The following is a 21,680-nucleotide window of genomic DNA, read 5'->3' as shown; positions in this document are numbered from 1 at the left end:
ATGTACCCGAACCTCCTCGTCCCGCTGCTCATCGCCCTGGCGCTCTCCCTCGCGGCCCTGGTGCTGGTCGCCGTCCGGCAGCCGGTGTCACGGCGGCTGGCCTTCCGGCAGGTCGCCCGCCGGCGCACCGAGGCGGCGCTGGTGATCGGTGGATCGATGCTCGGAACGGCCATCGTCATCGGGGCCCTGGTCGTCGGCGACACCCTGAACTTCTCCGTACGGCAGGAGGCGTACCGCACCCTCGGGCCGGTGGACGAACGCGTCGTCGCACCCCCGGGGCCGACCGGGCGCGCCGTCGCCGAACGGCTGGCGGGCCTGGCGGGAAGTCCAGACGTCGACGGAGTCCTGAACGCCCGGGCAACCCAGGCATCGGCCGTCAGCACCGCCGATGACCGCATGGCCGCCGAACCGCGTGTCCTGGCCTGGCAGATGGACTTCGACAAGGCATCGCGCTTCGGCTCAGCGGGCGGAGACCCCGGTCTCGGCGGACCGAACCCGAAGCCCGGGCAGGTCGTGGTCAACGAGCCGCTGGCCCGGTCGCTGAGCGTGGGAGCCGGGGATGCGATCACGGTGTATCTGTTCGGGACGCCGCAGAGCTACCGGGTCGAGCGTGTGGTGCCGGAACAGGGTCTGGCCGGTGTGGGGCTGGGCGGCAGGCTGAACCGCGACGTCTTCCTGCCACCGGGGGCCCTGGACTCCGCCGCCCGGATCGCCGGTGCGGAGCCGCGCTCGGTCACCTTCGTGTCCAACCGCGGCGGCGTCGAAGGCGGCGAGGCCCTCTCCGACCGCGTGACCGCCGACATCCGGAAGGCGCTGGGCCCGCTCGCCGGCCAGACGGCGATCGAGACGCCGAAGCACACGGTCCTGCGGGACGCGAAACAGGCCGGGGACTCCCTCGGCGCCCTGTTCCTCATGATCGGCAGCTTCAGCATCATCGCAGGTGCCCTGCTCCTGGTGAACATCTTCGTGATGCTCGGCGAGGAGCGGAAGTCCCAGATGGGCATGGTGCGGGCGGTGGGGATGAAGCGCTCGCGGCTGGTCGGGTCCTTCACCCTCGAAGGGGCGACGTACGCACTGCTGTCCGCCCTGCCGGGAGCGGCCATCGGGGTCGCCGTCGGCTGGGGCGTCGCCGTGGTGGCCGCGCAGATCTTCCAGGGCTGGTCGGTCGGCGGAAGCAGCATCCGCATCGCGTTCGACGTCACCCCCACCAGCGTCCTCAACGGACTGGCCATGGGTCTGCTCATCGCCTTCGCCGCGATCCTCGCGACCAGCGTGCGCATCAGCAGGTTCAACATCATCGCGGCCATCCGCGACCTCCCGACGACGCCCGGTCAGCGGCCGCGCCGCCGTCTGCTCGCGGTCTCCACCGCCCTGGCGGTCCTGTGCGCGTTCGCGTCCGTTCCGGCCGTGGCACGCAGCCAGCCCGACGCCACGTACCTCATGCCGGCGCTCGCCCTCGCCTTCGCCACTCCGGCGCTGCTGCGCGTCCTCCCCCGTCACACGGTCACCACCCTGGTCGCGGGAACCGTTCTGACCTGGACGCTCCTGGCACCCGTCATCCGCCCGCGGATCTTCGACACCCCCTCGATGTCCGTGTACGTCATCCAGGGCGCCCTGGCCGCCTTCTCCGCGGTGGTGCTCGTCAGCGACAACCAGAAAACGCTGCTCCGCCCCGTACGGCGACTCCTCCAGCGCCCGACGGAGGGCGGTCTGGCCGCCCGCCTCGCGGTCGCGTACCCCCTGGCCAAACGTTTCAGGACCGGCGCGACGCTGGTCATGTACACCCTGATCGTGTTCGTCCTCGTGCTGCTGACGGAGATCTCGGGCATCCTCCGCGCCGGCGTCGACGGAGTCGTCGCCGACGCCACCGCCGGATACTCCCTGCGGCTCGACTACAACCCGCAGGTCGCCGGCGACCGACTCGCCGCCGAACTGCGGGCCGGTCCCTCGGCTGCCGGGATCTCCGCCGTGACACCGCTGATCAACGCCACGGGCCGGGCCACCGACCCGGGGAACCGCAGCACCCAGCCCCTCGACATAGCCGCCGTCGGAGTGCCCGACGGCGCGATCACCGGCATCACCTTCCGCGAGCGGCTGCCCGGCCTGGCGGACGACCCCGCCGTGTGGCGGGCTCTGGCCTCCGACCCCCGCTACGTCGTCCTCGACAACTTCTTCGGCAGCACCGGCGGCCCGGCCGGCGACTACTACGACCCCGGCGACACCCTCACCCTGACCGATCCCCGGACCGGCCGCAGCGAACAGAAGGTCATCGCCGGCGTGCTCAGCAACGGCTTGGTCTTCTACCCGGGTACGGGGGCCAGTTCGACCACGTACCCCGTGGTGCTCAGCGAGCAGGCGACGCGCGAGCTCTTCGGCGCCCAGGCACAGAACGCCTCCGCACTGGTGAGAACCAGTCCCGGAACCTCCTCCGACGCGTTGGCGACCCGACTCCAGGGCGAGCAGCTGTCGTCCAGCCTGGTCGCCACGCCCATCGAGTCGGACATCCGCCGGCAGTTCGACTCCAGCACCGCCTTCTTCCGCCTCATGCAGGGCTTCCTCGCCCTGGGCCTCGGCGTGGGCATCACCGGCCTCGGCGTCGTCATGGTCCGAGCCGTACGCGAACGCCGCCGGACCATCGGCATCCTGCGGGCCCTCGGCTTCCGGGCCCGGACCGTCCAACGGTCGTTCCTCTGGGAGAGCACCTTCATCGCCGTGGAGGGAATCGTCCTCGGATCCCTCCTCGGCGTCCTCACCACCTGGCTGATGTACAGCAACAGCGCCGCGTTCGAAGGCCTCGAAGGAGGCTTCCCGGTCGAATGGACCAGCATCTGCGGCCTGGCCGCCGCCACCTTCGCCGCCTCGCTCCTGGCCACGATCGGACCGGCCCGCCGCGCGGCCGCCATCCGCCCGGCCCTCGCGGTCCGGGTCACCGAATGAAGGACACCCGCTCGCACCCATGGGTGACGACCTGGCAGCAGCGCCTCCGACGGTTCGACGTCCCGTGCCGCCACGGGACGTCGCGACGGCGTCCAGCGCGTCGCGTGCCAGAGTGTTCCACCGAGCTCATTCCGGGACACATGTCATCGGTGCGGGGCCATGCGGGTGATCGTGCGGCCGACTCCGTGACCGTGGGCGCGGCGCTGGATCATTCCGCCCGACGGGGCGAGACAGTGGACGGGATTCTCGGCCGGACCAACCCGGGGTCCTGTCGAGGTCGGCACCCGGGTGTTGCGCCGCCCGACCACCCACTCGTCCGCAAGGGGACGCATCGATGACCGACACCGGCACGTCCTACCGTGATCTCCGCGCCCTCGTGATCAACTGCACCCTCAAGCGGTCGCCGGAGCGGAGCCACACCCAGGGGCTGATCGACATCAGCACCGGGATCATGGAGCGCCAGGGCGTGCAGGTCGAGGTGCTCAGGGCAGTGGACATCGACCTCGCGACCGGTGTCTGGCCGGACATGACGGAGCACGGGTGGGAGACCGACGAGTGGCCCGTCATCTACTCGAAGGTGATGGCCGCGGACATCCTCACCCTGGCTGGACCTGTCTGGCTGGGAGACAACTCCTCGGTCATGAAGCAGGTGATCGAGCGCCTGTACGCCTGCTCGTCGATCCTTAACGAGCACGGGCAGTACGCGTACTACGGACGGGTCGGCGGCTGCCTGATCACCGGCAACGAGGACGGCGCCAAGCACTGCGCGATGAACGTGATCTACAGTCTGCAGCACCTGGGCTACGTGATCCCGCCGCAGGCGGACGCCGGCTGGGTCGGCCCGGCCGGACCCGGCCCTTCGTACCTCGACGAGGGCTCGGGTGGGCCGGAGAACGACTTCACCAACCGCAACGCCACGCTCATGACCTGGAATCAGCTCCACCTGGCCCGCATGCTCAAGGACGCCGGCGGCATCCCGGCGTACGGCAACCAGCGCTCCGAGTGGGACGCCGGCTGCCGGTTCGACTTCGAGAACCCCGAGCACCGCTGAGTGCGGGCCGGAACGGTCGGAGGTCCGGTGGGAGCCAGCTCCCGATCAACCTGGTCCGTCGTGCGGCCTGGCGCACCTTCACCGGACAGGTCCTGCGTGCTCGGGATCGTCCTGGTGGCCGCATGAACCCCCGCCACCGATCTGACGGGGTGTGGCGCCAGGGCGTCAGATGAGGTCGCGGTGGCGGCCCACCTTGGTGGAGAAGAGGTAGAGCGGGGGCAGGAAGGCGGCGGCGCAGACGGTCCAGAGAGCGGCGTGGGCGCCGGCGAAGGTGGCGAGGAGGCCGGCGGTGAGCGCACCGAGCGGCAGCGCGCCCCAGGAGACGAAGCGGACCGTGGCCATCACGCGGGACAGCAGCTCCGGGGGCGACTGGGTCTGCCGGTAGGTGCGGGTGGTGATCGAGCCGATGACGGTACCGAAGGCGAAGCCCGCGTTGCCCAGGGCGAACCAGTACGCGTCCCCCGCCGACGTGGTCAGCGGGGCGAGCAGGAGCAGCGCGCCGCCGGCCAGGTCGGCCGCGATGACGCCCCGCGCGGTACCGAGGCGGGTGGTGACCCGGACCGCGACGGCTGCGCCGGCGAGGGCGCCGACCCCGTCCATGGCGAGGACGAGGCCGAGCTGTACGGAATCGAGGCCGGCCTCGCGGACCAGGTAGAGGGGGGTGAGGGCCACGAGGGCCGCGTTGAGGAAGTTGGCGGCGGTCGCCCAGATCATGCAGGGCCGCATGACCGGGTGCCCGGTGACGTAACGCCAGCCCTCGCGCATCAGCCGGAGCGCGCTCTCGCCGGTGCGGGGCGCGGGGCGGCTCTCGGGGAGGGTGCGCAGGAGCACGGCGGAGGCCAGGTAGCTGGCGGCGTCCACGACGAGCGCGCCGACCGGGCCGGTCGCGCCGATCAGGACGCCGCCGAGGGAGGGGCCGCCGGTGTCGGTGACGGCATGCGTGCCGGACATGACGCTGTTGCGGGCGGCCAGCTGCCGGGCCGGGACGACGGCGGGCAGGAAGGTCGAGTTGCCGATGTCGAACAGCACCGTCGCCGCGCCGGTGACGAGCGCCGCGAACAGCAGGTGCGGATACGTGAGGGTGCCGAGCCACCAGGCGAGCGGCAGCGATCCGAGCGCCGCGAACCGTACGAGGTCGAGCGCGACCTGGAGCCGGCGCAGCGGCACGCGCTGGGCGACGACGCCCGCCGGGAGGCTGAGCAGCAGCCAGGAGATCTGCCCGGCGGCGGCGAGCAGGGCGACCTCGAAGGCGGTGGCGTCGAGGACGGTGAGGGCGACGAGGGGCAGGGCGAGGGCGGTGACGGCGGTGCCCGCGCCGCTGACGGTCGCGGCGGCCCAGAAGCGCCAGAAGACGCCCGGCGGCGAGGTCTCCTGCTCGTCGTCGCGTCGGTCGTGCTCCGGGATCGCTCGTGTTCCGCTCATACGGCGCCCACCCCCTGGGTCTCGTTAGTCTCTTTTGGGAACTCACTCGTTCCGGGTGAGTTTCTATCGGGAACCGACCTGATGGCGCAAGATGGTCCCGAGGAGCGGCCGCCGTGCGGCGGAGGAGTGGAGACGCGGTGATGAGGTCGGTGCCCGAGCGGGACGCGGCGTGCGCGATCGCGCATGCGGCGACGGTGGTCGGCGACTGGTGGAGCCTGCTCCTGATCCGGGAGACCGCGCGCGGGCACCATCGGTTCGACGCGCTCCAGGAGGAGCTGGGCATCTCCCGGAAGGTGCTCACCGAGCGCCTGGCGCACCTGGTGGAGACGGGGGTCCTGGAGAAGGTCCCTTACCAGGACAGGCCGGTGCGGCACGAGTACCGACTGACGGAGAGCGGTCAGGGACTGCTGCCGGTACTGCTGTCGATGCAGGACTGGGCGGACCGCTGGGTCTTCGGCGACGGCTCGCTCAGCGGCACCGCCGACGAGGCGAGCGCGGAGGCGCGGCGCGTCGCCGGCCTGGCGGGCGAGCGGCTGCCGCGCCTGGAGCTTCCAGGTCACCGGGACGGCGTGCCGGTGGACCCGGTGACCGGCGCCGCCGCCACCGTCCTGTTCTGCTATCCGGCGACCGGGACCCCCGGCCCCCTGCCGGACGGCTGGTCGGGCATCCCCGGCACCGTCGGCTGCACGCTGGAGAACCGGCTCTTCCGGGACGCGTACGAGGACTTCCGCGCGGCGGGCGCGGAGGTGCGCGGCGTCAGCACCCAACGCCCCGACGAGCAGCGGGTGTTCGCGGTCGAGGAGGGCATACCCTTCACTCTCCTCTCGGACGTCGACCTGCGCCTCGCCGCCGCCCTGCGACTGCCCACCTTCCGCGCCGGGCAGCTGCTGCGGCTGAAGCGGGCCGTCCTGGTGGTGGACCGCGACCGCGTGGTGCGGCACGCGCGCTTCCCGGTGACGGACATCCCGGCGGCGGTGGACGAAGCGCTGACGGAGGTGCGGCGCCTGGCAGCGGAGGACTGACGTCACCCCGCGGGCCTCTGCCCGCCCCTCCCCCTGCCCATCGGGGCATCCGGGATCCGTCTTGCCGAAAGCCGGGCACCGCTGAGGGACGGTGCCCGGCGCCGGCGGGGCCCGTCCTTCCCGATGCGGTCCCGATCAGGCGGATCGGGAGGGCGTCCCCCGGCCCTCGGAGGCCTCGGAGCCCTCGGAGGCCTCGGAGCCCGCGAGGTCGTCGGAGGCTTCGAGGTCGTCGAAGAGGAGCCGCATCGCCACCTCGCGGTAGTACCGCACGTGGTGCAGGGCCAGGTTCTCGGCCGCGTTCGCGTCGCCCGCGCCGATCGCCTCGTACAGCAGCCGGTGCTCCTCCCAGAGCGGCCCCGGCTCGTCGACCTGCTGGAACAGCCAGCGCAGTCGGCCCTCCAGAGATTCGAGGGTGGTGACGAGGAGCTCGTTGCGCGACATGCGCACGATCTGGGCGTGGAAGGCGGCGTTGGCGCGCGAGAGGCGTTCGGGGCCGCCCGCGTCGGTGGCGGCGCGGGCCTCCTTGAGCAGCCGGGCCAGGGCGTCGAGCTCGGCCGTGGTGCGGCGCTCGGAGGCGCGACGGACGGCGAGGACCTCCAGCGCCTCGCGCATGTCGAAGAGGTTCTCGACGTCCTGCCGGGTCATCTCGCGGACGACGATCCGGCGCTGGGAGACGGCCTGGAGGAAGCCCTCGCCGATGAGGATGCGGATGGCCTCGCGCACGGGGACGCGGGAGACGCCGAAGTCCTCCGCGACGTCCCGTTCGACCAGCCGGTCCCCCGGCTTGAGCCGTCCCGTGATGATGCGGTCGCGCAGCCCTTCGCAGACCTGGTCGCGGAGCCAGCCGCCCCCCTGGGCGGGCGAGGCGGAGTCTGCCTCCCGTGTCCCGGTCATCTGTCCTCCCGGTGTCGATCACCTCACGGTATGCCACCTGGGCGGGAGCACCGCGTCCCAGGGCGTGGGACGCCCGTCACGATCCACTTGACGTGAACACAGGAGGCACTTAGCTTCGCCTTACCTAACCTCTACTTCGCGCCAACTCGAAAGAAACGAGACATGCCGAGAGCCCTGCCGCGTCCGCCCCGCACCGCCACCGTCGCCGCGGACGCGACAGTCCGTGAGGAGCCGTTCCAGGACCTCACGCCCGGCTGGCTCCTCACCCTCGCCGGCGTGCTCGCCGCCGGCGTGCTGGCGGCCTCCTGCTGGACCGCCGGCCACGTGCACGCGGACGCCGCGCTCCAGACCGTGGCCCGGTTCCTGCACGTGGTGAGCATGGTCGCCGGGCTCGGCTCGGTCCTCGCGGTCGACTGGCTCGCACTGCTGTGGCTCACCGGCCGCCGACCTCTCGCGGGAGTCCTGGACACGGCGGCCGCACTGCAGACCCCCATCTGGGCGGGAATGGGCGGCCTGACGGTCTCGGGGCTCCTGCTCCACCCCGAGCTCGGCTCCCCGCTCACCCTGGTCAAGCTCGGCCTCGTCCTCGCCGTGACCCTCAACGGCCTCTACGCCCACCGCCTCGGTCAGCTCCTGGAGCGCTTCCGGGAGCACGGCGACGTGCCCCGCCGACTGCTCGTCCGCTCCGGTGCCGCCGCCGGCGTGAGCCAGGTCGGCTGGTGGGGCGCGACCTTCATCGGCTTCCTCAACAGCCAGTCCTGAGCCGCGCTCAGGAGCCCCCGGCGGACCCGGTTTTGGTTTTCGGAGGATCATCCCTACGATCCTCCGATGATCACGAGAAAACGGCTGGCGACCGGGGCCTGCGCGCTGCTCGCCGCCCTGACCGTCGGGCTCCTCCCGACCAGCGCAGCCGCAGACGACGGACCGGCGGCCACGGACTCCGCGAAGGAGTCGCCCAAGGTCGAGCTGGTGCTCGACGTCAGCGGCTCGATGCGCGCCCGCGACATCGACGGACAGTCCCGCATGGCGGCCGCCAAGCAGGCCTTCAACGAGGTGCTGGACGCGGTCCCGCAGGAGGTGCGGCTCGGCATCCGCACCCTCGGCGCCGACTACCCGGGCCAGGACCGCAAGCGCGGCTGCAAGGACACGCGGCAGCTCTACCCCGTCGGCCCGCTGGACCGCACGGAGGCCAAGACCGCCGTCGCCACCCTCGCCCCCACCGGCTGGACCCCGATAGGCCCGGCGCTGCTCGGCGCGGCCGAGGACCTCAAGGGCGGCGAGGCCACCAAGCGGATCGTGCTCATCACGGACGGCGAGGACACCTGCGCCCCGCTCGACCCGTGCGAGGTCGCGCGCGACATCGCCGCGCAGGGCATCCACCTGGTCATCGACACCCTCGGCCTCGTCCCGGACGTCAAGACCCGCCGTCAGCTGATGTGCATCGCCGAGGCGACCGGCGGCACCTACACCTCCGTGCACCGCACCGAGGAGCTGTCCGGCCGCGTACGGCAACTGGTCGACCGCGCGGCCGATCCGGTCGTCACGCCGATCGCCACCGAGGGCGCCGCGCGCTGCGCGGGCGCCCCGCAGCTCAAGCCGGGCCTCTACACCGACCGGCAGGTCTTCGGACAGCACCGCTGGTACCGGGTCGACGTCCTGCCGGGCCAGGAGCTGCGCGCCTCGGTGAGCGTCTCCGCCGACCGTGCCGTCAACGACGACTACGGGGTGCTGCTGCGGGCCGTCACCACGCACGGGCGGGAGATCGTCCGCGGCTCGGAGGCGGGCGACGGACGCACCGACGTGATCTCGACGGGTCTGCGCTACCCGAAGAAGGACGACCAGGACGCCCTCGACGACGACACCAGGAGCGCCGCCGAGACGGTCTGTCTCCAGGTCAGCAACTCGTTCTCCGCTGCCCCGTCGGTGAAGACCACCCCCGGCATGCCGGTCGAGCTCGCGATCGACGTCGTCGACGGCCCCGGCTCCGCCTCGGACGTGGCCTCCTTCGGCCTCGGCCGCGGCTGGTGGCTGCTCGGCGTCCTGGTGCTCGCCGGCTTCCTCGGCGGCCTGATCTGGGGCTGGCTGTCCCGCTGGCGCGTCGCTGTCTGGAGGACCCACTGATGCGTACCGTACGCACGATGCTCGCGGCCGCCGCGCTCGCCGGCGCCGCCCTGCTCGGCCCGGCCGCGCCGGCCGGCCTCGCCGACTCGGCGACCCCCACGCCGAGCGGCAGCGCGAGCGGCGCCGCGTCGGAGGCCGGGCCGACCGAGGCCGGCACGTCCTTCCGTACCGCCGCCTTCTTCAAGCAGGGGCAGCAGGCCACCGCGCAGGCCTCCACGGGTGACTACCTGTACTGGGTGTTCCCCGCCGACACCGGTGAGCGGCCGACGGTCACCGCGAGCGTCACGCTGCCGGACGCGGCTCTGCGGCACGGCTCGTCCGCGTGGCGGATCGACGTGTACGACGGACTGCGCCGCCGTCAGCCGTGCATGTACGGCATGCAGTCGCGGCTCGCGGCCAAGGAGGCGACGACCGTGGAACTGGCGTGCACGCTGCGCCCTGTACGGGCCGCCGCGGACACCTGGTCGAACGATCCGCTGCCGGGCAGCTACTTCGTCCGGCTGACCGTGACCGGGCTGCCCGAGGAGGACTCGGGCCAGCCGTTCTCGGCGCGGATAGGGGCGACCTCACGCGACACGGGCGGGGCGTACGCCACGGACGGCGCCCTCGCCGTGCCGCTGGTGCCCGGCGCCACCACCCCCGAGACGGTGGAGGCCCGCGCGCCCGAGGACGGCTGGTCCTCGGGCTGGTGGTCCGACCGCTGGCTGTGGACCGCCGCGGGCGGGGTGCTCGCCGCCCTCGCGGGCGTCGGCGGCTACGTCCTGACGCGCGGCGCGGGCCGCCCCTCGCGCGTCCCGCCCGCCGTCTGACCCCGGATCGCTTCTCCGGACACCCCGGCCCCCGCCGCGCTGCCGGCGGGGGCCGGGGCCGTTCCCGGTCCGGCCGTCACCGTCCGCCGGGCCGGACCAGACCCGTCTCGTACGCGTGGACGGCGGCCTGGGTGCGGTCGCGCAGCGCCAGTTTGGTGAGGATGCGGCTCACGTACGTCTTCACGGTCTGCTCGGCGACGACGAGCCGGTCGGCGATCTCCGCGTTCGACAGGCCGTGGGCGATGAGCGTGAGGACCTCGGTCTCGCGCTCGGTCAGGGCGCCGAGCCGGTCCATCAGCGGAGCCCGGGGCGCGACGCTGAGCCGGGAGAACTCCGCGATCAGGCGCTTGGTGACATGGGGCGCGAGCAGCGCGTCGCCGCGGGCCACGACCCGTACCGCCTGGGCGAGTTCCTCGGCGGACGCGTCCTTGAGCAGGAAGCCGGCGGCGCCCGCGCGCAGCGCCTCGTACACGTACTCGTCCAGGTCGAAGGTGGTGAGGACGAGCACCCTGACGGTGGCGTCGGCGGGGGCGGTGAGGACGCGGGTGGCCTCGATGCCGCCGGTGCCGGGCATGCGGATGTCCATCAGGACCACGTCGGGGGCGAGTTCGGCCGCCTTGGCGATCGCGTCGGCGCCGTCCACGGCCTGGCCGACGACCTGGATGCCGGGTTCGGCGTTCAGCAGGACCGTGAAGCCCTGCCGCACCATGACCTGGTCGTCCGCGATGAGCACCCTGATGTTCTCGCCGCTGTCGGCGTCGCTCATGAACCGTCCTTCGCTCGGGGCTGGGTGGGGAGGGGGGCGGGCAGGGTGGCGGTGATCTCCCAGCCGCCGTCGGGGGTCGCTCCCGCGGCGAGTTCGCCGCCGAGCATGGCGGTGCGCTCGCGCATGCCGAGCAGGCCGTGCCCGGGCTCCCGCGCGGGCCCGGCCGTCACGGACCCGGCGGGCCGGGTGGCGGCGGTGTTGGTGATCCGCACGGTCAGTCCGCCGTGGTGGTAGTGGGTCCGCACCGTCGCCCGGGCGCCGGGCGCGTGGCGCATGGCGTTGCTCAGGGCCTCCTGCACGATGCGGTACGCGGACAGTTCGGTGCCCGGGGAGAGCGGCCGGGGCTCGCCCTCGGTCTCGACGTTCACGTCGAGACCGGCCGCGCGGACGTTGGCGAGGAGTTCGTCGAGCCCGTCGAGAGTGGGCTGGGGCGCGTGCCGTACGCCCGCGGCCGCGTCGCCCTCCGCTCCGTCGCCGCGCAGCACACCGAGGACGCGGCGGAGTTCGGTGAGGGCGTCGACGGCGTTCTGCCGGATGCCGGCCAGGTTCTCGCGGAGCTCCGGGGACGGGTCAGCGACGAGGTGCGGGGCGACCTGGGCCTGGATCGAGATGACGGACATGTGGTGGGCGACGACGTCGTGGAGCTCCCGGGCGATCCGCCCGCGCTCCTCCAGGAGGGCGCGGCGGGCGCGCTCCCCGGCGGTGAGCTCCTCCTGTTCGACGAGGCGGGTGCGCGAGACACGGGTGGCGCGCAGGGAGCAGCCCAGGACGGTGGCCATGGCGAAGGAGACGGCGCCGTGAGGAAGCGTCAGCAGTTGCGGGACGTCGTGCGGGCCGACGGCGCCGATCCCGGTGAGCAGCGAGATCCCGAGGGCGGCGACGGCGGCGGCGGGGCGCACCCGCAGGGACAGCAGGAGGAGCACCAGGGTGTGCAGCGCGACGGCCGGCACGCTCCAGGGCCAGGCCACGCCGAACACCGCGGAGGTCAGCCCGGCGGTCAGGGTGAGCGCGGCCGAGGAGATCCACAGGGCGGCGGCGGGCCTGCTGAGTGCCAGGACGGGCGCGGCGCTCTGGAGGACGACGAGCAGGGAGACCGCACCCGTGGCGGGATCCATGAAGCTCTCGTAGTGGTTCTGGTCCCAGATGCCCATGAGGACGCAGAACAGCACGAGGTGGCCGTGGGCGAGACGGCCGAGATGGCGGTGGCGGGGCAGTGGGTCGCGGCGCCCCGGCCGCAGGTCGGCGCGCAGGATGCCGGGGACCGCGCGCAGGGCGCTCTCCCACCTCGCCGTGTCGCCCACCGTGCTCCCCCCGCTGGTGTGTTCGTTCTCCTGCCACAGCCTAGGCACGTCGTGTCTCCGTCCTTCTGCCGGGCCGCGGTTTCGGCGCACGGGCCGTGCTCGTGCGTTCGTGCGCGTGGAAGGCGGCGCCGCAGATCAGCAGCGCGCCGGCGAAGAGGGGCAGCCAGCCGAGCCGGGCGAGGACCCAGGCGTAGCCGTCCGGGACGCTGTGCAGCCCGGTGAGCGGGGCGTGGCCGAGGAGGTCGGCGGTGAGGAGTCCCCCGGCGGTGACGGCGATCATCGCGGTCTGGTGCCAGAGGAACACGGTCATCGCACCCAGGTTGAGCAGGGCCACCGCCGCCCAGGCGAGGGGACGCCGCAGCGCGTGGCGGAGCGGACCGAGCAGCAGGATCGCTCCGCCGCACTGGGCGAGGCCGAAGGTGACGGCGGCGAGCGTGGGCGGGTTGAGGTTGGAGACCGGCGCGCCGGGGACTCCGACCATGGAGCCCGGGTAGCCGGCGAAGGCCACGAGGAGGCCGGTCGCGGCGGCGCCGCCGAGGAGCAGGGTCCAGGCGGCGGCCGGAGCGAGCGGGCCGCGGCGGGCGAGGAGGGTGCCGAGGCAGTACGGGACGAGCCACCCGGCCGGCAGGTTGAGCCAGGCCGGCCACTGCGGTCCGTCGAAGCCGAAGCGGATCAGGTCGACGTGGAGGACGACGGCGAGCGGCCACAGCGGGTGGACGCGGGCGACGAGCGGGGTGGCGGCGGTGAGCGCGGCGAGGACGAGCAGGAACCACAGCGGGGACAGCACGAGCTTGCCGAGGGTGTACAGGCTCGGCCAGGGCACCCCGCAGCCGAGCATGACGGCCGACGCGAGGAGCCACACGCCCGCAAGCGGGAGGACCGGCCGGAAGAGCCTGGCGAGCCGGGAGGCGATCCACCGGCCGTGGCCCTCGCCGCGGGCGCGGGCGGCCGTGTGACCGCGGGCGGCCACGTACCCGCCGACGAGGAAGAACACCGCGAGGGTCTGGAACACCCAGGAGACCGGGGTGAGTTCGGGCAGGTGGCCGAGCGGGCTCTCCACGCGCAGGGTGCCGCTGTCGACGACGACGGCGGTGACGAGCCAGTGGCCGAGGACCACACCGAGGATGGCGAAGGCGCGCAGCGCGTCGAGGGCGCGGTCACGGCCGGGCGGGGTGGCGGCGGCTAAGCGGTGGGCGAGTTCACGCACGGTCCGGCTCCTGTCCGTCGACGATCCGGGCGAGGTTGCGCAGGGACGGGGAGCCGGGGACGAGGTAGTCGCTGTGACCGCCGGCGCCCGCGGCGAACCGGCGGGCGCCGAAGCGCGGGTCCACGGGGTCGGTGCCGAAGCCGAGTTCGGTTCCGCCCGGCAGCGGGACGCGGACGTGGGGCACTTCGGCCACCCAGTCGCCGGTGGCCCGTCCGGCCCAGACGGAGGCGGTGGTGCGCAGGTCGGCGGCGGTGTCGAAGCCGGTACCGGGGCTGCCGTAGAGGACGACGGCGGCGACGGGCGTTCGGGTGGCGGCCAGGGCGCACACCACGGAGCCGTAGGAATGCCCGAGCAGGGTGATCCGGGCGCCGGGCCGGACCGCGCTCAGCTCCTGGACGAGGGAGCGGAGTGCGGGCGCGGCCTGTTCGGCGCGGCCGGGGGTGAGGGAGGCGGCACTGCCGGTGCCCGGGGTGCGGTAGCCGAGCCAGGCGATGACGGCGGTACGGGCGTAGGCCCCCTGCTGCAGGGCCTTCTGCAGGGCGACCGCGCCGGCGCGGAGGCGCCCGTAGCTGTCGAGTCCGGTGTCGGCGCCGGGCACGAGCACCGCGATCCGCTCGGCGCGGGCCAGGTCCCCGACGACCTCGGCGCTGCGTCCGCCGTCGCGCCCGTCGAAGGAGAGGAACTGGCGCTCGGGTGCGGCCATCTCGCGCAGCGAGGCGGCCCGGCGGCGGGCGCCGTGGCTGTCGGCCGTCCCCTCGGCCGCCCGCAGCGCCTCCCGGTTCGCCGCGTACCGTGCGGCGAGCTCCCCGGCGAGCGCCGTGGGCTCGGCGGAGGTCAGCCGCCCGATGCCCGGGGGTGCGGGCGCGGGGACCTCCGCCGGCCGGGCGGCTCCCGCGACCGGCACCGCCACGGCGGCGGTGACGAGCGCGGCGAGCAGGGTCCGCCGGAGCCGACCGGTGCGCCGCCGGCGACGCGGGCGAACGGGGGCGGGTGCGCGGCGGTCGCCGCGCGCGAGGGGCGCCATGGGGGGTCCTTCCGTACCGGGGTTCGTTCCGGTACGGACGGTATGAAGGGTGCCTTGTGGTCGGCGTCCCACCGGGGAGCCAACCTCGTTGGTAGCTCTCAGGTATGACGGGTAGTCGGTCCCCGCCGCCGGGCCCGGGGCCCGCGGGACCGCCGTGAGCGCTGCTTGCGACCCCCCGCGGGAAGGGCCGCCCGCGGCGCGACCGCCCCGGTCAGCCGAGCGAGAGCGGGATCCGTACGCCCGTCCCGGACAGGGCGGTCCGTTCGGCGGGGGTCGGTGTGCGGCGGCCGGTGCCCACGAGCAGCGCGTCGGTGTCGGACAGCGCGGCCGGGAAGGGCGTGCCGGAGATGCGGTCCAGGAGTCCGCGCGCGGTGGCCAGCGTCCGCGCGGGCGGTCGTGGCGCACCGGGCAGGTGCGCCACGAGGTCCAGGTGGTGCAAGGTCCACTCCAGGACGTAGGCGTCGAGGTAGTCGGCGGCCGTGAGCACCTCGCCGCGCGTTCCGACCGCGAGCCCCGGGTCGGCGAGCACGGCGGCGCGCCCGGCGGCGGAGCCGAGGTCGTCGAGGTGGAACCGCAGCAGTCCCGGGTCCTCGTACGCGGCGGCCAGCCGCACGGTCAGGGCGTCGAGCGGGTCGTCGCCGGTCGGCGGTGCGTCGGCGACGTCCCAATAGGTCGCGGCGTCGCGTGTCGGGGGTGTGTCGGCGGGGGTCGCGAGGGTGATCAGGACGTCCTGGGCGTCGATGACGAGGTGGCAGACCAGGTCGCGTACGAGCCAGCCGGTGCAGCCCGACGGCCGGGCGAAGTCCTCGTCGGCGAGGCCGGCGACGGCCTCGCGCAGTGCGGTCCACGAACGTGAGAAGTCGTCCACGTCCGCAAGCTACCAAGCCGGACGGGCCGACCGACGGGTTCCGGCCGCCCGGCCCGACCGTCTGCGCACACGCGCCGGCCGACGTCGCGCCGGCCGCCCCGCCGGGGGCCGGTCAGGGCCGGCCCTCGCGCTCGTAGCGCAGCAGCACGACCCCGTTGGAGAAGCTCCGGGTGCGGTCGAGGCGCAGTCCGACCTGGGTGTCGGTGGGGGCGAAGAGGGGCGTGCCCCGGCCGACGACGACCGGGTGCACGTAGATCTGGTAGGCGTCGATCAGATCCCGTTCACGGAACGCGTGGACGAGCGTCGCGCCGCTGAGGGCGAGGTCGCCGTCGGAGGCGGCCGCGAGGGCGCGGACCTCGTCGGGGTCCACCCGGGACACGACGGTGGTGTTCCAGTCGGCACGCTCCAGCGTCGTGGAGTAGACGGTCTTCGGGGTCGACCGCCAGATCTCGGCGAACTCCCGCTCGACGGGCGTGCTGTCCGGGTCGGCGCCGACGGCCGGCCAGTAGTCCACCATCAGCATGTGGGTGCGGCGGCCGCTGACGAAGCGGCCCATCGCCGCGAGTTCCTCGTTGAAGTGCCGGTGCAGGTCCTCGTCGACCCGGTGCCAGCTGATGTCGTGCCCCTCCGCCTCGATGTAGCCGTCGAGGGAGACGGACATGAAGAGGACGATCTTTCCGGGCATGGGCGGCGCTCCCTCTCGTCGACGGAGACCGCCCGGCGGGCCGGCTCACCCCATGCGGCGGGCGCCCTCCTTGATGGCCTCACGGATACGGTTATAGGTCCCGCAGCGGCAGATGTTGCGGATCTGGTCGAGGTCGGCCTCGTCGACCTCCCGGCCGGCCTCGTGGGCGCGCCGCACGGCCGCCACGGCGGTCATGATCTGGCCGGGCTGGCAGTAGCCGCACTGGGCGACGTCGATGTCCAGCCAGGCCTCCTGCATCGGGTGCAGTTCCCTGCCGACGGTCGCGGGCAGGCCCTCGATGGTGGTGACCTCGTCGGTGTCCGCGAGGTCCTTCACCGGAACGGAGCAGGGTGTGAACGCCTTTCCGTTCAGGTGGCTCGTACACGCCTGGCAGACGCCGACGCCGCAGCCGTACTTGGGTCCGGTGACGCCGAGGACGTCCCGGAGTACCCAGAGCAGCCGGACGTCGTCCTCGACCTCGGCGGTGACGGCCTTGCCGTTGAGGATGAAGGTGTGCTGGGGCACGGTGGCTCCTGAATCTGTGGTCGGCCCGGGGGCTCAGAGGGCGCGGTCGCGGCCGTCGGTGGGAGAGGCGGGGATGGGCGGGACGGCGGGCAGTGGGGTGAAGGGCAGCGGCATGGCGTGGTTGACGGGGAACGTCGTCGGCACGGTGCCGGTGGCCCGCCCGTACGCGCAGGCGACGGCGGCCATGGAGGCGGCGACGGCCAGTTCGCCCGCGCCGCCGGGCTCGTCGCCCGTGGACGGCATGACGACGATCTCCAGCTCGGGCGGGGTGTTCCACTGCCGCGTGTAGAAGTAGTTGTCCCAGCTGCTCTCCAGGAAGCGCCCGTCCTTGAGGTGGAGGCCGGAGGTGAGGGTGAGGGCGATGCCGTCGATGATGCCGCCCATCATCTGGGCCTCCAGGCCGCGCGGGTTGACGGCGAGGCCGACGTCGACGGCGCACACGATCTTGGTGACGCGCGGGCCGGTGTACGCGTCGCGGATCTTCCGGCCGGTGGTCTCCGGGCGGCAGTCGATCTCGGCGAGGACGGCGACGAAGGAGTGGTACTCGGGGTGGAGGGCGATGCCCTGCGCGGTGCCGGGCGCCATCGTCCGTCCCCAGCGGCCGACGTCGGCGACCTTGTCGAGGACGGCGCGGGCTCGCTCGTCCTTGAGGTGGCGGCGGCGGAAGGCGAGGGCGTCCTGGCCCGTCTTCCGGGCGAGCTCGTCGACGACGAGCTCCTGGGCACAGCGCACGTTGGGCGAGTAGATGCCGCGCATGGAGCCGGTGTTGAAGCCGTGGTCGACCTCGTTGAGGAGCTGAGTCGTGACCCCGAAGTGGTACGGGCTCTGCTGCGTGAGCGTGAACATCGTCTCGGAGAACGTGAGGTCGGCGACCGGGAGCTTGGCGGCCTCGGAGGTGATGATCTCACCGACGCCGTGGCTGAAGTCGGTGGCGACGGAGGTGTGCCGCTGCTCGTAGGTGAGGACCTCGCCGAGCGCGTAGGTGGCGCGGACCCGGGAGGTCGACATGGGGTGCGTACGGCCCTGCCGGAAGTCGTCGGTGCGGTGCCACATGAGCCGTACGGGCTTGCCCATGGCCTTCGAGATCTCGGCGGCCTCGCCGGCGGCGTCGTGGAACAGCTTGCGGCCGAACGATCCACCGCCCTCGGTCACATGGACCTTCACGGCGGTGGGCGGCAGGCCGAGCTGAAGGGCGATCTTCTCCTGGGCGACGATCGGCGACTTGAGGCTGGCCCAGATCTCGGCTGAGCCGGGCCGGACATCGGCGACGGCGCAGTTGGTCTCCAGGGCGCCGTTGCTGGCGAAGTGGAAGGTGAAGCGGGCGTCGACGGCCTTGGTGAGGAGGTCGAGCGGCGGTACGACGAGGGGCAGTTCCGCGGCGCGCAGCTTCTGGAGCACGGTCGCGTCGGAGGCGCCTTCTGCCGTGCCGGGGCCCCAGGTGACCTTGAGGGCGCGGACGGCGTCGATGCACTGGCCGAAGGTCCGGCCGCGGACGGCGACCCCCGTGGAGACGGTGGCGACGTCGGTGATGCCGGGCAGGGCCCTGACCTCGGCCAGGTTGTCGACGGAGCGGACGGTGCCGTTGATCGTGGGCGGGCGGCAGACCATGGTGGGCAGGGCGCCCGGCACCTGGACGTCCATGGCGAACGTCTTCCGTCCGGTCACCGCGGCAAGGGCGTCGACACGGCTCCGGGCGGTGCCGATGATCTGGAAGTCGTCGGGGTCCTTGAGGGTGACGGCGACCTGGGTGTCGGTGAACGCGGCAGCCTTGGCGGCGAGTTCGCCGTAGGTGAGGCGGATGCCGGCGGCCGAGGTGATGACGCCGGCCTTGGCCGTGAGAGTGCCGACGGCCTCGCCGAGTTCCAGGGCGGCGGCGCGCAGCAGCCGGCCGCGGGCGACGGCGGCGGCGACCCGGATCGGGGTGAAGGTGGAGATGGTGGTGTTGGAGCCGCCGGTGAGCTGGTTGAAGAGCAGCTCGGGGCGGGCGTCGGCGAGCGTCACCTTGATCCGGTCGAGCGGGAGGTCGAGCTCCTCGGCGATGATCATCGCGGTGGAGGTGGTGATGCCCTGGCCGACCTCGGCGCGGGGCAGCGCGAAGTGGGCGGTGCCGTCGGGGTCGATGCGGATGGTGACGAGGTTCGCCGTGGGCAGGGCGGCGGAGGTGAGCAGGTCGTTGAGGTCGAGGATCTCGGCGGGTCCGGGGAGGGACGGGATGACGGCCGGCGCGGCGGCGGGGACGGCGGCCGCCGCCACGCCGGGGGCGAGGGCGTCCTCGCCGATGCGCGCGGCGACCGTGAGGGTCGGCCCCGCGAGTACGTAGCCGAGGAATCGGCGCCGGCCGATACGACGCGGCGGCTCGGCCTCCTGCTCGTGGCGTGCGGCGCGGTCCTGCGCTTCCATGGGCGCTGCCCTTTCGACGTGTGGCCCCGGGTGTGGCCCGGATGAGGTAAGTGGATCATCATCCGGACGGCTCCGTCACGGGGGTGGAAAGGCCCGGCCTTCACCCCGGTCGCGCCAAGTCCTCACGGGGGCGGGGAATAGCGCCTCGGCGGGGCCGGTTGGCCACTGCCGTGACGGCGATCCGCGCCGCCGCTCGCTCTGCTCGGAAGGAACGACGATGAAGATCGGCATCATCGGGGCAGGCAACATCGGCGGCAATCTCACCCGTCGGCTCACCGCGCTCGGTCACGAGGTGTCCGTCGCCAACTCGCGGGGGCCGCAGACCTTGACCGCCCTGGCCGAGGAGACCGGCGCGACCCCGGTCCCGGTCACGGAGGCCGCGCGCGGCGCGGAGATCGTGATCGTGACGATCCCGCTGAAGGCCGTCCCCGACCTGCCGGCCGGTCTCCTCGACGGGGCCGCGGCGGGCTTCGCCGTCATCGACACCAACAACTACTACCCGCGTGAGCGCGACGGCCGCATCGCGGGCATCGAGGACGACGGGCTGACGGAGAGCCGCTGGACCGAGCGTCACCTCGGCCACCCGGTCGTCAAGGCCTTCAACGGCACGTACGCGGCGGACATTCTGGACCGCCCCCGGCCGGCCGGCGATCCCCAGCGGATCGCGCTGCCGGTGGCGGGCGACGACGAGGTGGCGAAGAAGACGGTCCGCGCCCTCATCGACGAGCTCGGCTTCGACACCGTCGACGCGGGCGGCCTCGACGAGTCCTGGCGCCAGCAGCCCGACACCCCGGTCTACGGCCTCCGCGCCGGCGTGGCCGCCGTGACCGCGGCCCTCGCGGCGGCCTCCCCCGAGCGCCCGGCGGCCTTCCGGGGCTGACGGAGCGCGCCGCTTCCCCTCCCCCGGCGACGGTCCGCGGAAGCCCGCGCCCCGGGCGGTGCGAAATCCCGGGGCCAGGGCCTCGGGGTTCTGACACGATCACCCCATGTTCGATTTCGGTGTGGCCGGCTACCGGCCCGTGTGGTCGACCGGTCTCGACGAGGCCGCCCAGGCACACGCGGCGCGGCTGGGCGGCCTGTCCGGCCGGACGCTGACGCGCGTCTGGCTCGTCTGGGACGAGGAGGACGACGAGTGGTTCCCGGACTGCCCGGTGCTGTTCGACTTCGCCGGTGAGCAGGTGGAGATCAACCACCACAAGTTCGACGACCTGTCGCTGACCTGGAACACCATCGATCCCGCGGGCCCGGTCCTGTGGCCCGGCTTCACCGCTCTGCGCTGGCGCCCGGAGCCCTTCCCTGCGCTGCGGGCCCTGCGGGGCCTCGCCCTCGCTTCGGCGGAGCTGCGCGAGTGGCAGGGGCAGCCCCAGGTGCCGGACCTCGCCAAGGGCTGCGTCGACATCACCTTCGCCTTCGGGCCGCGCGACGTGACGGTCTTCAACGCCCTCGACGAGAACGGGCTGCGCTTCGACCCGCCCACGGACGGGGAGTGAGGCGCCGGTGTCCGGGACATCCGGCGACCTGACCGCCGAGGAGTGCGCGGGAGTTCGCGCCGCCCTCACCGCTGTCACCCCGCACGGTGCGGGCGGACAAGAGTGGACGCTCGCCTTGCTGTTCTCGGCATGGCGAGACGTCGTGTCCGAAGTGGAGGAGGGCTACGCGTGGTGCGCTCCGGAGCTGGACAACGACACCTGGTGCCGGGACGCGCTGGCCCGGGTCTGGCCGTTGCTGCCACCCCGCGTGCGTGAGCTGCGACGCCCTGAGCTCGACGCGCTGGACGCCCGGTTCCGTACGGCCACGATCGCCTGGCCGGACCGGAGCGAGGAGCCGCCCCGGTGGTGGGAGTACCGCATCCCCCGGATCCTCCGGGCCGAACCGGGCGAGCGCCGACGGCTCGGGTGGACCGAAGGCTGGGCCATGCTGCCGTTCCCCAAGCCCGCGGAGGTCGAGGTCGTCGAGTGACGCGGTCCGACACTGGGCTCCGGGACGTCACCGTGCCCTCGGGGTGGGCGGGCAGCCGCTACGCCCGCCCCGCCACCGCTTCCACCCCGGCCCGCCGCAACCGGCGTGCCGGCAACTCCGGCTCCGGGAGCGTCCCCTCGTACGCACCGCCGGTCACACGCCGCGCGGCGTCCTTCGCGTACGCCAGGCCGAGCCCGGCCCGCCCGCTGCTCGTGGCCTTCAAGGTGGGTGACGAGCGGGTCCGCCTGGCGGAGGCGTACGGGCACGAGGTCGACCTGGATGTCTACTGCTACCCGGCCGAGCGGGTCGCCTCGCTGCTGACCGACGCCGGCTTCACGGTGACGGCGCGCCTGGTGCGGGAGCCCGGCACGAGGGAGGCGACCCCGCAGGGCTTCCTGACGGCCCGCAGCGCGGACTGATCCCACGCTCCGCGCGCCCGCGCCACGGCCCGGCCGCCGCAGTCCCGCAGGTGGGTGCGGGAGAGCCGGGCCCGCTGGCCGCCGCCCGCGATCAGCGCGTTGACGGACGCCGTCGGGTCGCCGCCCACCGTGCGGGCCAGCAGCGCGCCGACCACGACCGGCAGCAGCGCCACGGCGAGCGCCGTACCGGTGGCGGTGGCGGTCGCCGTGACCTGCCGAAGGGGGCGGGGGCGCGTGGTGTCGTCGGTCATGACACCAGTTCACCAGCGG

General features: G+C 73.5%; 20 protein-coding genes. 9 read left to right on the top strand and 11 right to left on the bottom strand.

The features are described from left to right. Together AB0M16_RS24680 and AB0M16_RS24675 are read left to right on the top strand one after the other, a co-directional pair. Positions 1-2,937, top strand: coding sequence for an FtsX-like permease family protein (locus tag AB0M16_RS24680; protein ID WP_365346394.1), 2,937 nt, complete (start codon positions 1-3; stop codon positions 2,935-2,937). Between the two features lie 334 nt (positions 2,938-3,271). Continuing rightward, positions 3,272-3,988 carry a flavodoxin family protein gene (locus tag AB0M16_RS24675; RefSeq protein ID WP_365346392.1) on the top strand — a complete coding sequence of 239 codons (717 nt, stop codon included), beginning with the start codon at positions 3,272-3,274 and terminating at the stop codon, positions 3,986-3,988. Between the two features lie 165 nt (positions 3,989-4,153). Here the strand turns inward: AB0M16_RS24675 and AB0M16_RS24670 are convergent, their stop codons facing one another. After that, positions 4,154-5,410, bottom strand: coding sequence for an MFS transporter (locus AB0M16_RS24670; protein WP_365346391.1), 1,257 nt, complete (start codon positions 5,408-5,410; stop codon positions 4,154-4,156). 140 nt (positions 5,411-5,550) lie between these two features. On the opposite strand from AB0M16_RS24670, the gene AB0M16_RS24665 reads away from it, so the two are divergent. Next, a complete protein-coding gene (locus AB0M16_RS24665) occupies positions 5,551-6,432 on the top strand; it encodes a winged helix-turn-helix transcriptional regulator (RefSeq protein ID WP_365346484.1) in 882 nt (293 codons plus the stop codon). A gap of 135 nt (positions 6,433-6,567) precedes the next feature. On the opposite strand, the gene AB0M16_RS24660 is transcribed toward AB0M16_RS24665, so the two are convergent. Further along, positions 6,568-7,326, bottom strand: coding sequence for a GntR family transcriptional regulator (locus tag AB0M16_RS24660; protein ID WP_365346389.1), 759 nt, complete (start codon positions 7,324-7,326; stop codon positions 6,568-6,570). Between the two features lie 162 nt (positions 7,327-7,488). On the opposite strand from AB0M16_RS24660, the gene AB0M16_RS24655 reads away from it, so the two are divergent. From AB0M16_RS24655 to AB0M16_RS24645, 3 genes are all read left to right on the top strand, one after another. Further along, complete coding sequence (locus AB0M16_RS24655) at positions 7,489-8,088, top strand: hypothetical protein (RefSeq protein ID WP_365346387.1); 600 nt, start codon at positions 7,489-7,491, stop codon at positions 8,086-8,088. Positions 8,089-8,154: 66 nt separating this feature from the next. Further along, positions 8,155-9,447 (top strand): VWA domain-containing protein, encoded by a 1,293-nt coding sequence (locus AB0M16_RS24650; protein WP_365346385.1) that lies wholly within the window; start codon positions 8,155-8,157, stop codon positions 9,445-9,447. Then, positions 9,447-10,256: a hypothetical protein gene (locus AB0M16_RS24645; RefSeq protein WP_365346384.1), complete on the top strand. Its 810-nt coding sequence runs from the start codon at positions 9,447-9,449 to the stop codon at positions 10,254-10,256. Before AB0M16_RS24650 ends, AB0M16_RS24645 begins: the two co-directional genes overlap by 1 nt. A 76-nt stretch (positions 10,257-10,332) precedes the next feature. Here AB0M16_RS24645 and AB0M16_RS24640 read toward each other — a convergent pair whose 3' ends face one another. From AB0M16_RS24640 to AB0M16_RS24605, 8 genes are all read right to left on the bottom strand, one after another. After that, positions 10,333-11,022 (bottom strand): response regulator transcription factor, encoded by a 690-nt coding sequence (locus tag AB0M16_RS24640; RefSeq protein ID WP_365346382.1) that lies wholly within the window; start codon positions 11,020-11,022, stop codon positions 10,333-10,335. Further along, positions 11,019-12,371: a sensor histidine kinase gene (locus AB0M16_RS24635; RefSeq protein WP_365346381.1), complete on the bottom strand. Its 1,353-nt coding sequence runs from the start codon at positions 12,369-12,371 to the stop codon at positions 11,019-11,021. Before AB0M16_RS24635 ends, AB0M16_RS24640 begins: the two co-directional genes overlap by 4 nt. Continuing rightward, on the bottom strand, positions 12,364-13,530 hold the full coding sequence (locus AB0M16_RS24630) for an acyltransferase (protein ID WP_365346379.1): 1,167 nt from the start codon (positions 13,528-13,530) through the stop codon (positions 12,364-12,366). Before AB0M16_RS24630 ends, AB0M16_RS24635 begins: the two co-directional genes overlap by 8 nt. Then, positions 13,523-14,554 (bottom strand): alpha/beta hydrolase, encoded by a 1,032-nt coding sequence (locus AB0M16_RS24625; protein WP_365346377.1) that lies wholly within the window; start codon positions 14,552-14,554, stop codon positions 13,523-13,525. The genes AB0M16_RS24630 and AB0M16_RS24625 overlap by 8 nt, the downstream gene beginning before the upstream one ends. Before the next feature lie 211 nt (positions 14,555-14,765). After that, positions 14,766-15,422 carry a maleylpyruvate isomerase N-terminal domain-containing protein gene (locus AB0M16_RS24620; RefSeq protein WP_365346375.1) on the bottom strand — a complete coding sequence of 219 codons (657 nt, stop codon included), beginning with the start codon at positions 15,420-15,422 and terminating at the stop codon, positions 14,766-14,768. A 112-nt stretch (positions 15,423-15,534) separates the two neighbouring features. Further along, the gene (locus tag AB0M16_RS24615) at positions 15,535-16,107 is read right to left on the bottom strand and encodes a dihydrofolate reductase family protein (protein WP_365346373.1); all 573 of its coding nucleotides are present in this window, start codon (positions 16,105-16,107) and stop codon (positions 15,535-15,537) included. Between the two features lie 45 nt (positions 16,108-16,152). Beyond that, complete coding sequence (locus AB0M16_RS24610) at positions 16,153-16,632, bottom strand: (2Fe-2S)-binding protein (protein ID WP_365346371.1); 480 nt, start codon at positions 16,630-16,632, stop codon at positions 16,153-16,155. A 33-nt stretch (positions 16,633-16,665) separates the two neighbouring features. Further along, entirely contained in the window at positions 16,666-19,032 is a 2,367-nt protein-coding gene (locus AB0M16_RS24605) for a molybdopterin cofactor-binding domain-containing protein (RefSeq protein ID WP_365346369.1), read from the bottom strand. Between AB0M16_RS24605 and AB0M16_RS24600 the strand changes: the two genes are divergently transcribed. The 3 genes from AB0M16_RS24600 to AB0M16_RS24590 all read left to right on the top strand — a co-directional run bounded on the left by AB0M16_RS24600 (position 19,031) and on the right by AB0M16_RS24590 (position 20,991). Beyond that, positions 19,031-19,912, top strand: coding sequence for an NAD(P)-binding domain-containing protein (locus tag AB0M16_RS24600; RefSeq protein WP_365346367.1), 882 nt, complete (start codon positions 19,031-19,033; stop codon positions 19,910-19,912). The two genes, AB0M16_RS24605 and AB0M16_RS24600, sit on opposite strands and share 2 nt — an antisense overlap. A 106-nt stretch (positions 19,913-20,018) precedes the next feature. Continuing rightward, on the top strand, positions 20,019-20,522 hold the full coding sequence (locus tag AB0M16_RS24595; RefSeq protein WP_365346365.1) for a hypothetical protein: 504 nt from the start codon (positions 20,019-20,021) through the stop codon (positions 20,520-20,522). 7 nt (positions 20,523-20,529) lie between these two features. Further along, on the top strand, positions 20,530-20,991 hold the full coding sequence (locus AB0M16_RS24590) for a hypothetical protein (RefSeq protein WP_365346363.1): 462 nt from the start codon (positions 20,530-20,532) through the stop codon (positions 20,989-20,991). A 289-nt stretch (positions 20,992-21,280) separates the two neighbouring features. Here the strand turns inward: AB0M16_RS24590 and AB0M16_RS24585 are convergent, their stop codons facing one another. Then, positions 21,281-21,661: a hypothetical protein gene (locus AB0M16_RS24585; protein WP_365346361.1), complete on the bottom strand. Its 381-nt coding sequence runs from the start codon at positions 21,659-21,661 to the stop codon at positions 21,281-21,283. Between the last annotated feature and the right edge of the window lie 19 nt (positions 21,662-21,680).

This window comes from Streptomyces sp. NPDC051921, from assembly GCF_040680975.1.
Taxonomy (GTDB): domain Bacteria; phylum Actinomycetota; class Actinomycetes; order Streptomycetales; family Streptomycetaceae; genus Streptomyces.
Note: the sequence above shows the minus strand (reverse complement) of the source record. Positions and strands in the feature narration are given on the sequence as shown.